A 13,813-nucleotide genomic window follows, 5' to 3' on the forward strand; every position below is an offset into this window, starting at 1 on the left:
TCCGCCCGGTGATGACCGGGCCCCAGCCACTGTACGGCGGGCCGGAACCGAACGGCCGGGCAGGGCGGACCGTCAGCTCCCCGGTCCAGCGGTGCCGTCAATCCTCACACGATCGGATGAATCCGGGGCGAAGGTGGCGGAACAGCTGTGGATGGCCGCTAAATTCGCGCCGTTCCATGAGGGCTGCTCCCGGCCCGGAAGGCAGGAGACGCCACAACCGATGACGGAACGGACCACCCCGCGCACCCCCAACCGGCAGCTCGCCGCGCTCATCGCGGAGGCCGGGTTCTCCCACGCCGGCCTCGCCCGCCGGGTGGACCAGCTGGGCCTCGAGCACGGCCTCGACCTGCGCTACGACAAGACCTCCGTGACCCGATGGCTGCGGGGGCAGCAACCGCGCGGGACGACTCCCGCGCTGATCGCGGAGGTGTTCACCCGCAGACTCGGCCGCCGGCTGTCCGCCCAGGACCTGGGGCTCGACGCCTGCGCCCCCGTCTACGCGGGGCTGGAGTTCGCCGCCACCCCGGAGGAGGCCGTGGACATCGTCAGCGGCCTGTGGCGCAAGGACTCCGGCAGCCACGCGGAGCTCCGCAAGATCGCCTTCACACCGGCCGGACTGGTCGTGCCCAGCCGGGACTGGCTGATCGGCGGCGCCGACGAGCGCGTGGGCCGGGGCGAGGTGCACCCCGGCTCCGGCCGGGTGCCCCAGCAGGGCGCCAGGGTGGCCGTTCCACGGCAGCGCGGCGCCGGCGAGCGGGGGCCCGGACAGAAGGTCTCCGGTGGTGACATCGCGGCGCTGCGCGCCGTCGGAGAACTGTTCCGCGCCCTCGACCACGCCTACGGCGGCGGCCACGCCCGGCAGGCCCTGGTGCGCTACCTGGAGCACGAGGCCGAGCCGATGCTGCGCGGCACGTACGGCGAGACGACCGGGCGGCGACTGTTCGCCGCGGCCGCCGACCTCACCAGGCTGGCCGGCTGGACCTCGTACGACATCGCGGCCCACGGGCTCGCCCAGCGGTACTTCGTCCAGGCGCTGCGGCTCTCCCAGACGGCGGGGGACCGGGCGTACGGGTCGTACGTGCTGGTCACCATGAGCCGGCAGGCCGTCTACCTCGGACACGGCCGGGAGGCCGTGCAGCTGACCAGGGTCGCCCAGCAGGGGGTGGGGCCGTCGGCCCCGCCACCGGTCCAGGCGCTGCTGCACTGCGCTGAGGCCCGCGGGCACGCGGTGCTCGGCGAGGCGCGGGCGTGTACCGCCGCGCTCGTAAGGGCCGAGCGCGCGCTGGAGGCCGCCCGGCCCGGGGACGACGTGCCGCAGTGGGCGCGCACCTTCGACGAGGCACAGCTGGCGGACGAGTTCAGCCACTGCCACCGCGACCTGCGGCAGTACCGCAGCGCCGTGCAGCACGCGGAACGCTCTCTCCAGCTGAGCGCCCCCGCCTTCGCCCGAAGCCGGCTGTTCTGCCGGGTCGTGCTGGCCTCCGCCCGGCTCGGTCTGGGCGAGCTGGACCAGGCGTGCGCACTGGGCGCGGAGGCGGCGCTCCAGGCGTCCGAGATGCGGTCGGTGCGGGCCACCGAGTACGTCCGCGAGTTCGAACGCCGGCTGGAGCCGTACCGCGACGCGGCACCGGTCCGGACCTACCGCGACCGGGTGGCCGCCCTGGGCTGACCTCGGCCGGCGGGCGGGGTGGCGGCCCCGCCCGCCGGCGCTCACACGGCCCCGCCGGGCCTCAGGCCGCCGCGGTCAGCGTCGCGGCCGCACATCCCGGCCGGATCCCGAAGTCGCTCAGCACCGCGTCCGCCGCCCTCCGCCCGGAGAACAGGGCGCCCTGCACCGTGCCCGTGTCGCGATGGTCGCCGCAGACGTAGAGACCGGACAGCACCCGCACCGGGCGGCGCAGATCGTGCGGTGCCGGCATGGCGGGCACCGCCTCCGGGTCGTGGTGGACGGCGAGGAGCTCCCAGTCGTCCGTCGCCCTGCCGTAGAGATTCGCCAGCTGCCGACGCACCCGGCGGTCCAGGTCGTCCGGCGGTATGCCGAGCAGCGTCGAGGAGATCAGCACCCGGCCGTCGGAGGCACGCGACGGATCGACCTCGCTCATCACCGCCGTGTGCGACACCGGCCCGCTCCGGTCCCCGGCCAGCACCAGCGTCGGCTCCCCGAGCGGGGACTCGGGCGCCGTGTGGTGCACCACCGTCACCGGATGGAACGACGGCACCCGAAGCCCCGGCAGCAGCCCTGCGGCCGCCCGCGCGCCCGTCGCCAGCAGCACGGAGCGGCAGCGGATCTCACCGAGCTCCTCCGTGGTCACGGACGTCGTCGCGACGTCGGTCACCCGCACGCCCGTCCGTACGGCCCCGGTCGGCAGTCCCGCCGCCATCAGCTCCGGCAACGTCGCCGCGCCGCCCGCCGGCACGCACAGACGTCCGCGCGCGTAACCGCGCAGCACCAGGTCCGCGCAGCGGCTGGAGGTGCCGGTCAGCTCCGGGTCGCCCAGCAGCGCCGACAGCAGCGGACGCAGGAAGCCGTCCACCGTGCGTGCGGGCAGGCCGCGCCCGTACAGCGCCTCGGCGGCGGACCGTTCAGGGCGGGCGAGGAGACGGTCGACGGGTGTCGCGGCGAGCCGCGCCAGGGACGCGCCCAGCCGTGCCTGGTCGAGCTGGCGGGGCCGAGGGGCGCTCGCGAGGGCGCGCGCGACGGAGAATGCGACCCCCGCGCCCTGGGCGGTGTGGGGCGATCCCCGTCCCGCACCCCGCCTCGCGTGGGACGAGCCCCACCGCCCGGCGATCCCCACCTCGCCGGTCCGCTGCAGCCGGCCCCCGCTGTGGACCAGCACACCGGGCGAGAACATTCGCAGATCGGCGTCCTGGAGCACCGCGGTGCGGCGCAGCTCCGGGAACGCGGTACTGAGCAACTGGCCTGTCCGGTCGAGCCGGAAGCCGTCGAGCTGCGTGGTGGCCATCCTGCCGCCCACCACCGGGGCGGCCTCCAGGACGCTGACCGTGACACCCGCACTGGTCAACCGGTGGGCCGCCGACAGTCCGGCGATCCCGGCCCCGACGATGACGACATCCGCATCATGAGCGGTGCTGAGCACGTGCCCCTCCCCGAGGTCGGCGCGGCTGGTGGGGAGCTCATGCCCCCAACAGGACCGAGGAATACCCGAGTTCGGTTCGAGACTAAAGAGGTAGGCGGTCGCCTGAGGTAGCGCACATCGCGGAGCACCGGAGCGTGGGGGCGCACACCGCGCTCCCCGCGCGCCCGGACACGGTCTAGCGCAGCGCCGCCCGGATCGCGTCGTCGATGCGCGGGAAGGCGAACGGGAACCCCGACCCCAGCAGGACACCCGGCAGCACCCGCCCGCTGTTCAGGACGTCCTCCGCCAGCCCTCCCAGCACCACCCGCAGGGCCGGCGCCGGCACCGCGAACGGCGTGGGACGGCGCAGCACCCGGCCCATAGCCGCGGTCGCCTCCCGGTTGGTCACCGGCTCGGGAGCCGTCAGGTTCACCGGGCCGGACAGGGACTCGGTGTCGATGATGTGCCGCAGCGCCGCCACGGCGTCGTGCAGCGCGATGAAGCTCCAGTACTGCCGGCCGCCGCCCAGCCGGCCGCCCAGCCCCGCCTTGAAGAGCGGGAACATCCGGCCCCAGGCGCCGCCGTGCCTCGCCACCACAAGGCCCGTACGGGCCAGGGCCGTTCGCACACCCGCCTCCTGGGCCGGGGCCGTGGCCTCCTCCCACTCCACGCACACGCCCGGCAGGAACCCCTCCCCGGGCGGCGCACCCTCGTCCACGGGCCGGCCGCCCGTGTCGCCGTAGTAGCCGACCGCGCTTCCGCTCACCAGTACCCGCGGCGGCACGTCCAGGGAGGCCACGGCCTCCGCGATCGCCGCCGTGCCGAGGACGCGGCTGTCGCGGATCTCCCTGCGGTACGCGTCCGTCCAGCGGTGGTCGCCCACCCCGGCCCCCGCGAGGTGCACCACGGCCTCGCAGCCGACCAGGCCGGCCACGTCCACGTACTGCCGTGCGGGGTCCCAGTGGACCTCGTCCCCGGCGCTCGCCGGGCGCCGCACCAGACGCACCACCTCGTGCCCGTCCGCGCGCAAGGACCTCACCAGCGCCCCGCCCATGAGCCCGGAGGCGCCGGTGACGGCAATTCGGCTTCTCTGCATGGGCCCATCCTGCCCCGGTGGTCCGACATGGCACAGTGGCCCCATGCCCGAGTCGCACATACGCCCCGCACGACGTGACGACGACGCGGAGCTGGGGGAGCTGGACCGCGCCGCCTGGTCGCCGTTGCATGCCGTGACCCCCCGGCCGCAGCCCCCGTACGACTCGTTCTTCGACGCCAACCACCGCCCGGAGCAGTTCCTCGTCGCCGAGGACGGGCACGGGGCGATTCTCGGCTACATCCGGCTGGCCCCGCCGACCCCGCTCGCCTGCAACCGGCACGTCCGCCAGATCCAGGGCCTCGCCGTGGCCGAGCGGGCCCGCGGCCGCGGAGTCGGGCGGGCGCTGCTGCGGGCGGCGTGCGACGAGGCCCGGCGGCAGGGAGCCGTGCGCATCACCCTGCGGGTGCTCGCCCACAACGCGCCGGCGCGGGCGCTGTACGAGGCGGAGGGCTTCGTGGTCGAGGGGGTACTGCCCGGCGAGTTCCACCTCGACGGCCGCTACGTGGACGACGTACTGATGGGCCGCGCCCTCACAGGCACCGCGTAGGCCCGCGCCCGCCGAGGGGCCGACGGCCCGTCAGCCGCTGCCGAACCGCTCCCACAGCCGCGGGAAGCGTTCGGCGAGTACCGCGTCGTCGTCGAGGTCGAAGGGCGTGCCGGCCGGCTCCGCCGACTGCATGGGGATCCCCAGGTCGGGCGCGTCGGCGCCGGTCAGCTGCTCGTACGCCTCGTCGGCGGCGTAGCCCAGTTCCTCGCCGTCGCCGTCGATGTCCTCGTCGAAGTCGTCCAGCAGCTCGGCCAGGGCGTCCGGCTCGTGCACCGCGCTCTCGAACATCTCCCGGCCCTGTCCGATGAGCCAGCAGCGGAAGTAGTCGAAGGCGTCGTCGCTCGCCCCGTCGAGCAGGACGGCCGCCGCGCCCCACAGGTCCCAGTGGTAGGCGCGGTTGTAGCGGGCCTCGAAGTGCCGTGCGAAGTCCAGCACGGAGTCGGGGTCGAGCTGCAGCAGCCGTTCGACGAGCAGCTCCGCGTGTTCCTCGGGGTCGCCCTCGGCGGCCTCGCGGGTGCTGTCGATGATCTCCCAGAACTCCGTCTCGTCCATCACGGGTCAAGCATCGTGGTTGGCGGGGGCCGTCGCACGCGGAGCATGCCGAAACGCGGCTGTTTCGCAATACGGTGGCTCCGGTCGGCCCAAGCCCGACAGAAGGTGTCCGGTTTCCGTGCGACGGTCGGCTCATGACGACGAACAAGCCGCTCAGCGGCAGGATCGCACTGGTCGCGGGCGCCACTCGTGGCGCGGGACGTGCCATGGCCGTGGAACTCGGCGCCGCGGGCGCGACCGTCTATGTGACCGGCCGGACCACCCGCACCAGTGTCAGCGAGGTCGGCCGCCCCACCGAGACCGTCGAGGAGACCGCCGAACTGGTCACGGCGGCCGGCGGCGAGGGCATCGCGGTGCCCACCGATCACCTCGAACCGGAGCAGGTGAGGGCACTGGTCCGGCGCGTCGAACGCGACCACGGACGGCTGGACGTCCTCGTCAACGACCTCTGGGGCGGAAACTTCCTGCTCGACTTCGACACCCGGATGTGGGACGTCGACCTGGAGCGCGGCCTGCGGATGCTGGACCTCGGCGTGAAGAGCCACATCATCACCAGCAGCATCGCGCTGCCCCTGCTGGTCCGTGAGCCGGGCGGCCTGGTCGTGGAGGTCACCGACGGCACCGCGGAGACCAACAAGGGGTTCCGCGAGAACTTCTACTACGACCTGGCCAAGAACGGCCCGATCCGGATGGCCTTCACTCTCGGCGAGGAGCTGAAGAGCGTCGGCTGCACCGCCGTGGCCGTCACCCCCGGCTTCATCCGCTCCGAGGAGATGCTCGACATCTTCGGCCTCACGGAGGAGAACTGGCGCGACGGCATCGACAAGCAGAAGCACTGGGCCCTGTCCGAGTCGCCCGTGTACCTCGCCAGAGGCGTCGCGGCGCTCGTCGCCGACCCCGAACGGTCCCGCTGGAACGGCCTGTCCCTCGACAGCGGCCGGCTGGCCAGGGAGTACGGCGTGAGGGACGCGGACGGCAGCCGGCCGGACGTCTGGGGATACATGCTGGCCGAACAGGCGGGCGGCACGCCGGCGGTGGAGGACTACCGGTAGAGGTCCCGCAGCGCGGCCGCCGCCCGCGCGAAGCGGTCCCGCAGCTCCGGCGGCCCGAGGACCTCCACCTCGGGCCCCAGGGACAGCAGTTGGCCGTACGCCACGTCCAGCGACTCCACGGGCAGCGTCAGCGTCACCCGCGCCCGGGTGTCCGGCGGACCGGCCGCCGCCAGCGCCTCCTCTGCGGCGGCGCGGTCCGTCACGTACGGCAGCCGGCGCGCGCCGTCCTCGGTCACGCGGACGACGGCCTCCGCGCGGAGGATCGACCGGGCGAACTGCGCGGCACGCTCCTGCCAGAAGGCGGCCAGCTCGAAGTCCTCGTCCCGTTCGAACCGTTCCCCGTCCGCCTCCACCGACGAGAACCGGTCGATGCGATAGACCCGCAGCGTGCCGTCCGCCCGCGCGCACAGGTACCAGACGCCCGCCTTCAGCACGAGCCCGTACGGTTCCAGCCGCCGTTCGACCTCGGTGTCCCCGCGGCGGTACGTGGCTCGTACGCGGCGGTCGTCCCACACGGCCTCCGCGAGGACCGGCAGCAGTTCAGGGGTCTTCGGCTCCTGGTACCAGCCGGGGGCGTCGAGGTGGAAACGCCGGGCCGCGGATTCGGGCGCGTTCCGCAGCGAGGGGAGCAGCGCCGCGGACACCTTCAGGCGTGCCGCGGACGCCGCGTCCTCGAGTCCCATGTCGCGCAGCGCGCCCGGCAGCCCGGACAGGAACAGGGCCTCCGCCTCGTCGCGCCCCAGACCGGTGAGCCTGGTGCGGTACCCGCCGATCAGCCGGTATCCGCCGGCCCGGCCGCGGTCCGCGTAGACCGGGACCCCGGCCTCCGACAGGGCGAGCGCGTCGCGGGTGACCGTGCGCTCGGAGACCTCCAGCTCCCGTGCGAGCTCGGCGCCGGTCATGGAGGGCCGCGACTGGAGCAGCAGAACCATCTTGATCAGCCGGGCAGCGCGCATGCCCCCATCATCGCGCAGCGGGGGCCAGCGGTACCTGGAGCTCCGTCACCCACTTCTCCTTGTCCGGCGGGCACTCCAGATACACCTCGCGGGCGTAGCCGGCCGAGTGGTGGCCGCCGGCGTCGATCCAGCGGGCCAGGTTCTGCTCGGTGGGCATGATCGTGTCCATCGGGCCGCGGTGCACGATCGTCGCCGCCCGCTCCACGGCGGCGAGTTCGGTGACCTCGAAGTCCGGTCCGGGCCCTGTCCCCGCGGAGACCGCGCACCCCGCGTGCACCACGATGCCGTCGCCGTCCGGCGCGTCCTCGTAGTAGGCGATGCCGGGTCCGGCGGGGGTGACGCCGGCCGCCTTCAGCCGGGAGAACAGCTCCTCGTACAGCGGGCTGATCACCGGGCCGATGTGCTCGGGTGCGTAGCTGGCGGCGACGGCGGACAGCTCGGCGACGTGGACCGCCGGAGTGCTCTTGATCATGACGTCCTGGGTGGGCATACGACCCTCGCTCTCGATCGACCGGAGCCTCGCCTCGACCTGCGCCAGCCTGGCGGCCGCCGCGGCCATCGCCTCCCGCAGTTCCGCCTCCCGCAGCCTGAGCATCCCGCGCAGCTCCTCCGTGGTCACCTTCTCCTCGAGGATCTGCCGCACCTGCTGAAGCGTGAAGCCGAGGTCCTTGAGGGCAATGACGCGGTTGAGCGTGGCGAGCTGGGCCGCGGAGTAATAGCGGTAGCCGCTGAAAGGGTCGGTGTGCTCGGGACGCAGCAGCCCGACCGCGTCGTAGTGACGCAGCATGCGGGCCGACACACGGCCGTGCCTGGCGAAGTCTCCGATGGTGAACATGACGTCTCCCAGTGCACGGCTTCACACGGTGTCAAGGTCAAGCATCGGACACCGAAGGCCCCCGCGGGCAGCTGCCCGCGGGGGCCTTCAGAACGAGCGGGCCTACAGGCCGTAGCGCTCGCGCGCCTCCTTCACGGCCGAGGCGGGGACCTCACCGCGCTTAGCCAGCTGGGCCAGTGCCGCGACCGTGATCGACTGCGCGTCGACACCGAAGTGGCGGCGGGCCGCGTCACGCGTGTCCGACAGACCGAAGCCGTCCGTGCCGAGCGAGGACCAGTCCTGCTCCACCCACTGGCTGATCTGGTCCGGCACCTGCCGCATCCAGTCGGAGACCGCCAGCACCGGGCCGGGCGCGCCCTCCAGGGCCTGGGTGACGTACGGGGTGCGCTGCTCACCACGGAGCAGGGCCGCGTCGGCCTCGAGCGCGTCACGGCGCAGCTCGCCCCACGAGGTCGCGGACCATACGTCGGCGGCCACGTTCCAGTCGTCCGCCAGGAGCCGCTGGGCCTCGAGCGCCCAGTGGATCGCCGTACCGGAGGCGAGCAGCTGGAGCCGCGGGGCGTCCGCGCCGGCAGCGCCCTCCTTGAAGCGGTACAGGCCCTTGACGATGCCCTCCTCGACGCCCTCCGGCATGGCGGGCTGCGGCTTGGGCTCGTTGTAGACCGTGAGGTAGTAGAAGACGTCCTCAGGGTTCTCGCCGTACATCCGGCGCAGACCGTCCTTGACGATCACCGCGATCTCGTACGCGAACGCCGGGTCGTAGTTGAGCGACGCCGGGTTGGTGGCGGCGATCAGGTGCGAGTGGCCGTCCGCGTGCTGCAGGCCCTCACCGGTCAGCGTGGTGCGGCCCGCGGTGGCGCCGACGATGAAGCCCTTGCCGAGCTGGTCGGCGAGCTGCCACATCTGGTCGCCGGTCCGCTGCCAGCCGAACATCGAGTAGAAGATGTAGAACGGGATCATCGTCTCGCCGTGCGTCGAGTACGACGTGGCGGCGGCGATGAAGTCGGCCATGGCGCCGGCCTCGGTGATCCCCTCGTTGAGGATCTGGCCGTCCTTGGCCTCCTTGTAGTACATCAGCTGGTCGCGGTCGACCGGCTCGTACGTCTGGCCCATCGGCGAGTAGATGCCGGCGGAGGGGAACAGCGACTCCATACCGAAGGTACGGGCCTCGTCCGGGACGATCGGCACCCAGCGGCGGCCGGTCTGCTTGTCCCGCATCAGGTCCTTGACCAGGCGGACGAAGGCCATGGTCGTGGCCATCTCCTGCTTGCCGGAGCCCTTGTGCAGCGCCTTGAACGCGCGCTCCTCCGGCTGGGGCAGAGGCGCGGAGGCGTGCACCCGGCGGGCCGGGGCGGGGCCGCCGAGGGCCGCGCGGCGCTCCTGGAGGTAGCGGACCTCGGGGGAGTCGGCGCCGGGGTGGCCGTAGGGCACCACACCGCTGTCGAAGGCGCTGTCCGCGATCGGGAGCCCGAGCAGGTCACGCATGCCCTTGAACTCGTCGATCGTCAGCTTCTTCATCTGGTGGTTGGCGTTCTTGGACTCGAAGCCCTTGCCGAGGGTGTGGCCCTTCACCGTCTGCGCGAGGATCACGGTCGGCGCGCCCTTGTGGGCGAGCGCCGCTCGGTACGCCGCGTACACCTTGCGGGCCTCGTGGCCGCCGCGGGAGGTGTGGAAGCACTCGGCGATCTTGGCGTCGGTGAGGATCTTCCCGAGCTCGACGAGCGCGGGCTCCGCCCCGAAGAAGTGCTCGCGGATGTAGGCCACGTCGCGGGTCGCGTACGTCTGGAACTGCGCGTCCGGGACCTCGCGCAGCCGGCGCACCAGGGCGCCCGTGGTGTCGAGCTGGAACACCTCGTCCCAGGCCGAGCCCCACAGCGACTTGACGACGTTCCAGCCGGCGCCGCGGAACTGGGCCTCCAGCTCCTGCACGATCTTGAAGTTGGCGCGGACCGGGCCGTCGAGACGCTGCAGGTTGCAGTTGATCACGAAGGTCAGGTTGTCCAGCTGCTCACGGGAGGCGAGGGCGAGTGCTGCGGTCGACTCGGGCTCGTCCATCTCGCCGTCACCGAGGAACGCCCATACGTGGGAGTTCGAGGTGTCCTTGATGCCGCGGCCCTGGAGGTAGCGGTTGAACCGCGCCTGGTAGATCGCCGACAGCGGGCCGAGGCCCATGGAGACGGTGGGGAACTCCCACAGCCAGGGCAGCCGGCGGGGGTGCGGGTACGAGGGGAGGCCCTTGCCGCCGGCCTCCTGGCGGAAGTTGTCGAGGTGGTCCTCGGTGAGGCGCCCGTCGAGGAAGGCGCGGGCGTAGATGCCGGGGGAGGCGTGGCCCTGGATGTAGAGCTGGTCGCCGGAGCCGTCCCCCTCCTTGCCGCGGAAGAAGTGGTTGAAGCCGGTCTCGTAGAGCCAGGCCGCGGAGGCGAAGGTGGCGATGTGGCCGCCGACGCCGTGCTTGGAGCCGCGGGTCACCATGGCCGCGGCGTTCCAGCGGTTCCAGGCGGTGATCCGGGCTTCCATCGCCTCGTCGCCGTCGAAGGCGGGCTCGGCCGAGGTCGGGATGGTGTTGACGTAGTCCGTCTCCAGCAGGCGGGGCAGGGCCACACCGGCCTTCTCGGCGTGCTGGAGCGTGCGGCGCATCAGATACGCGGCGCGGTGCGGGCCTGCGTGCTCCGCGACGGCGTCGAGGGACGCCGCCCACTCGGCGGTTTCCTCGGCGTCGCGGTCCGGGAGCTGGTCGAGCTCGCTCGGAAGCTTGCCTACGGGGTCGGTCATGATCGCCGCCTTCCGGACAGGAGGGGGGTTGAGATAAGGGGGTGCCGTGTCTGGCAGGACAGGGCGACGGGTCTGGTGGACCCGGTGACGACTGTAAGTCTCTGATCGATGATCGATCAAAGCCTGGGGTGAAATTGGCATCGGGTGCCTCAAAAGTGGGCACGCTGTGCCGCGACGAAAGGGTCTTATCGGGCGCCTGAGCGCACGTTCGAGCAGGCCCGACGCCAGCCGTGCAGCCGCTGGCAGAAGGGGCGCCGGACGGCCGCCGCCTGCGAAGAGCTACGAGCGGGGGACCGGCTGTGACCCGGCTACGCGCGGGGGGCGCAGCCGAGGACGTGCGCCTTCACCAGCGAGCCGATCTCCGGGTCCCGCCGGCGGAAGGCCTCCACGAGGTCCTGGTGCTCCTCCGCGTACGACTTCTGCACCGTGCCCAGCCAGCGGATCGACAGGGCCGTGAAGACCTCGATCCCCAGGCCCTCCCAGGTGTGCAGGAGGACGCCGTTGCCCGCCGCCCTGACCAGCTCCCGGTGGAAGGCCACGGTGTGGCGGACCTGCCCCGCCGAGTCGCCGGTCCGGTCCGCCTCGTACAGCGCCGCCACGTGCGGCTCCAGCGTCGCGCAGTCCTCCGCGAGGCGCCCCGCGGCCAGTTCGGCCGCGATCTGCTCCAGACCCGCCCGGACCGGGTAGCTCTCCTCCAGGTCGGCGGCGGTCAGATTCCGCACCCGTACACCCTTGTTGGGCGCCGACTCGATCAGCCGCAGCGACTCCAGCTCGCGCAGCGCCTCCCGCACCGGCGTCTGGGAGACCTCGAGTTCGGTGGCGATCCGGCGCTCGACGATGCGTTCCCCCGGCTTCCAGCGCCCGCTGACGATCCCCTCCACGATGTGCTCGCGGATCTGATCGCGCAGCGAGTGGACGACGGGGATGGTCATGGAGCGCTCCTTAAAGCCGCGTCGACCTGTGGCCCTTAGACAATACGGCTGCGCCCCCGCCCGGAAGTACTCCCGGGCGGGGGCGCAGCAGGTGAGGCTGGTTACAGCGGTGTCGCTCAGAGGCCGAGCTCGACCTCGAACTCACCGGCCTCCAGGATCTGCTTGACGGCCGTCAGGTAACGGGCGGCGTCGGCGCCGTCCACCAGACGGTGGTCGTAGGAGAGCGCGACGTACGTCATGTCGCGGATCGCGATCGTCTCGCCGAGGTCCGGGTGGTTCACGACCACCGGACGGCGGACCGTGGCACCGATGCCCAGGATGGCGACCTGGTTCGGCGGCACGATGATCGTGTCGAACAGCGCACCGCGCGAGCCGGTGTTGCTGATCGTGAAGGTCGCGCCGGCGAGGTCGTCCGGCGTGATCTTGCTGGCACGCACGGCGCCGGCGAGCTCGGCGGTCTTCTTGGCGATACCGGCGAGGTTCAGGTCGCCCGCACCCTTGATGACCGGCGTCATCAGACCCTTCTCGGAGTCCACGGCGATGCCGATGTTCTCCGAGTCGAAGTACGTGATGGTGCCCTCGGCCTCGTTGATCCGGGCGTTGATGACCGGGTGGGCCTTCAGCGCCTGGGCGGCGGCCTTGACGAAGAACGGCATCGGGGAGAGCTTGACGCCCTCACGGGCCGCGAACGCGTCCTTCGCACGGGCACGCAGCTTCATCAGCTTGGTGATGTCGACCTCGACGACCGAGGTCAGCTGCGCCTGGTCGTGCAGCGCCTTCATCATGTTGTCGCCGATGACCTTGCGCATGCGGGTCATCTTGACCGTCTGACCGCGCAGCGGGGACGCCTCGAGCTTCGGAGCCTTGGCCGCGGCCGGGGCGGCAGCGGCGGCGGGCGCCTGCGCGGCGGCCTTGGCGGCCTCCGCGGCGGCGATGACGTCCTGCTTGCGGATACGGCCACCGACGCCGGTGCCCTTGACCGAACCGAGGTCGACGCCGTTCTCGGCGGCGAGCTTACGGACCAGCGGGGTCACGTACGCGTCGCTCGCCTCGACGGCGGCGGGCGCGGCCGGGGCGGCGGGAGCCGCCGGGGCCTGGGCCTGGGCCGGCGCGGGGGCCGGAGCAGGTGCCGGGGCGGCCGGAGCCGGAGCCGGAGCCGGAGCAGGTGCCGGGGCGGCCGCAGGTGCCGGAGCCGGCGCGGGGGCCGGAGCGGCGGGCGCGGGAGCCGGGGCAGGAGCCGCCGGCGCGGGGGCCGGAGCAGCGGCCGGGGCGGGGGCGGCGGCCGGAGCCGCACCCTTCGCACCGATGACGGCCAGCTTGGCGCCGACCTCCGCCGTCTCGTCCTCCGCGACCACGATCTCCAGCAGCACGCCGGAAGCCGGGGCCGGGATCTCGGTGTCGACCTTGTCGGTGGAGACCTCGAGCAGCGGCTCGTCCTCCGTGACCTCCTCGCCGACCTCCTTCAGCCAGCGGGTCACGGTGCCCTCGGTGACGCTCTCGCCGAGCGCCGGAAGGACGACGTCGGTGCCCTCGGCGGAACCACCGCCGGCGGCGGCCTCCGCGGTCGGGGCGGGAGCCGGGGCGGCAGCCTCGGTGGACGGCGCGGCCTGCGGCGCCTCCTGGGCTGGCGCGGGCGCCTCGGCCGGAGCCGGGGCGGGCGCCGCGGCCTCGGCAGCCGCCGGGGCCGGGGCGGCAGCGGGGGCGCCGCTGCCGTCGTCGATGACGGCCAGCTCGGCGCCGACCTCTACGGTCTCGTCCTCGGCGACCTTGATGGACGCCAGGACACCGGAGGCAGGGGCGGGGATCTCGGTGTCGACCTTGTCGGTCGACACCTCGAGCAGCGGCTCGTCGGCCTCGACGCGCTCTCCCTCAGCCTTCAGCCAGCGGGTGACAGTGCCCTCGGTGACGCTCTCACCGAGCGCCGGAAGGGTTACGGAAACCGCCATGGTTTCAGTTGCTCCTTAACGATGTGCGGAAGTGGTCTGTCGCGCCCG

11 protein-coding genes are annotated in these 13,813 nt (G+C 72.9%); 3 read left to right on the top strand and 8 right to left on the bottom strand.

Annotation, left to right across the window (positions count from 1 at the left end):
• The first annotated feature begins 220 nt into the window (after positions 1-220).
• On the top strand, positions 221-1,669 hold the full coding sequence (locus ACIPJI_RS04465) for a regulator (protein ID WP_402244435.1): 1,449 nt from the start codon (positions 221-223) through the stop codon (positions 1,667-1,669).
• Positions 1,670-1,730: 61 nt separating this feature from the next.
• On the opposite strand, the gene ACIPJI_RS04470 is transcribed toward ACIPJI_RS04465, so the two are convergent.
• Both ACIPJI_RS04470 and ACIPJI_RS04475 read right to left on the bottom strand, forming a co-directional pair.
• Positions 1,731-3,098, bottom strand: a complete 1,368-nt coding sequence (locus ACIPJI_RS04470; protein WP_402244436.1) for an NAD(P)/FAD-dependent oxidoreductase — start codon at positions 3,096-3,098, stop codon at positions 1,731-1,733.
• Between the two features lie 175 nt (positions 3,099-3,273).
• Complete coding sequence (locus tag ACIPJI_RS04475; RefSeq protein WP_402244438.1) at positions 3,274-4,173, bottom strand: TIGR01777 family oxidoreductase; 900 nt, start codon at positions 4,171-4,173, stop codon at positions 3,274-3,276.
• A 43-nt stretch (positions 4,174-4,216) separates the two neighbouring features.
• Here ACIPJI_RS04475 and ACIPJI_RS04480 point away from each other — a divergent pair, with 43 nt between their 5' ends.
• On the top strand, positions 4,217-4,720 hold the full coding sequence (locus tag ACIPJI_RS04480; protein WP_307705983.1) for a GNAT family N-acetyltransferase: 504 nt from the start codon (positions 4,217-4,219) through the stop codon (positions 4,718-4,720).
• Between the two features lie 30 nt (positions 4,721-4,750).
• Here the strand turns inward: ACIPJI_RS04480 and ACIPJI_RS04485 are convergent, their stop codons facing one another.
• Entirely contained in the window at positions 4,751-5,272 is a 522-nt protein-coding gene (locus ACIPJI_RS04485; protein ID WP_402244744.1) for a DUF4240 domain-containing protein, read from the bottom strand.
• Between the two features lie 134 nt (positions 5,273-5,406).
• Here ACIPJI_RS04485 and ACIPJI_RS04490 point away from each other — a divergent pair, with 134 nt between their 5' ends.
• A complete protein-coding gene (locus ACIPJI_RS04490; RefSeq protein WP_307705982.1) occupies positions 5,407-6,324 on the top strand; it encodes an SDR family oxidoreductase in 918 nt (305 codons plus the stop codon).
• Here ACIPJI_RS04490 and ACIPJI_RS04495 read toward each other — a convergent pair.
• The 5 genes from ACIPJI_RS04495 to sucB all read right to left on the bottom strand — a co-directional run bounded on the left by ACIPJI_RS04495 (position 6,315) and on the right by sucB (position 13,765).
• Positions 6,315-7,280 carry a helix-turn-helix transcriptional regulator gene (locus ACIPJI_RS04495; protein ID WP_402244440.1) on the bottom strand — a complete coding sequence of 322 codons (966 nt, stop codon included), beginning with the start codon at positions 7,278-7,280 and terminating at the stop codon, positions 6,315-6,317. The genes ACIPJI_RS04490 and ACIPJI_RS04495 overlap by 10 nt on opposite strands.
• 7 nt (positions 7,281-7,287) lie before the next feature.
• Positions 7,288-8,115, bottom strand: coding sequence for a MerR family transcriptional regulator (locus tag ACIPJI_RS04500; RefSeq protein WP_402244442.1), 828 nt, complete (start codon positions 8,113-8,115; stop codon positions 7,288-7,290).
• Positions 8,116-8,217: 102 nt separating this feature from the next.
• Positions 8,218-10,887, bottom strand: a complete 2,670-nt coding sequence (gene aceE, locus ACIPJI_RS04505) for a pyruvate dehydrogenase (acetyl-transferring), homodimeric type (RefSeq protein ID WP_307705978.1) — start codon at positions 10,885-10,887, stop codon at positions 8,218-8,220.
• Positions 10,888-11,195: 308 nt separating this feature from the next.
• Positions 11,196-11,819, bottom strand: coding sequence for a GntR family transcriptional regulator (locus ACIPJI_RS04510; protein WP_307705977.1), 624 nt, complete (start codon positions 11,817-11,819; stop codon positions 11,196-11,198).
• Positions 11,820-11,935: 116 nt separating this feature from the next.
• On the bottom strand, positions 11,936-13,765 hold the full coding sequence (gene sucB, locus ACIPJI_RS04515; protein ID WP_402244444.1) for a 2-oxoglutarate dehydrogenase, E2 component, dihydrolipoamide succinyltransferase: 1,830 nt from the start codon (positions 13,763-13,765) through the stop codon (positions 11,936-11,938).
• Positions 13,766-13,813: the final 48 nt, after the last annotated feature.

Source organism: Streptomyces sp. NPDC086835, assembly GCF_044745705.1.
Lineage (GTDB): Bacteria > Actinomycetota > Actinomycetes > Streptomycetales > Streptomycetaceae > Streptomyces.

Bases quoted from the DNA above. Each gene is read 5' to 3' on its own strand.
- ACIPJI_RS04465 (WP_402244435.1), top strand. From the start codon at position 221: ATGACGGAACGGACCACCCCGCGCACCCCCAACCGGCAGCTCGCCGCG.
- aceE (WP_307705978.1), bottom strand. From the start codon at position 10,887: ATGACCGACCCCGTAGGCAAGCTTCCGAGCGAGCTCGACCAGCTCCCG.
- ACIPJI_RS04500 (WP_402244442.1), bottom strand. From the start codon at position 8,115: ATGTTCACCATCGGAGACTTCGCCAGGCACGGCCGTGTGTCGGCCCGC.
- ACIPJI_RS04485 (WP_402244744.1), bottom strand. From the start codon at position 5,272: ATGGACGAGACGGAGTTCTGGGAGATCATCGACAGCACCCGCGAGGCC.
- ACIPJI_RS04495 (WP_402244440.1), bottom strand. From the start codon at position 7,280: ATGCGCGCTGCCCGGCTGATCAAGATGGTTCTGCTGCTCCAGTCGCGG.
- ACIPJI_RS04490 (WP_307705982.1), top strand. From the start codon at position 5,407: ATGACGACGAACAAGCCGCTCAGCGGCAGGATCGCACTGGTCGCGGGC.
- ACIPJI_RS04475 (WP_402244438.1), bottom strand. From the start codon at position 4,173: ATGCAGAGAAGCCGAATTGCCGTCACCGGCGCCTCCGGGCTCATGGGC.
- ACIPJI_RS04510 (WP_307705977.1), bottom strand. From the start codon at position 11,819: ATGACCATCCCCGTCGTCCACTCGCTGCGCGATCAGATCCGCGAGCAC.
- sucB (WP_402244444.1), bottom strand. From the start codon at position 13,765: ATGGCGGTTTCCGTAACCCTTCCGGCGCTCGGTGAGAGCGTCACCGAG.
- ACIPJI_RS04480 (WP_307705983.1), top strand. From the start codon at position 4,217: ATGCCCGAGTCGCACATACGCCCCGCACGACGTGACGACGACGCGGAG.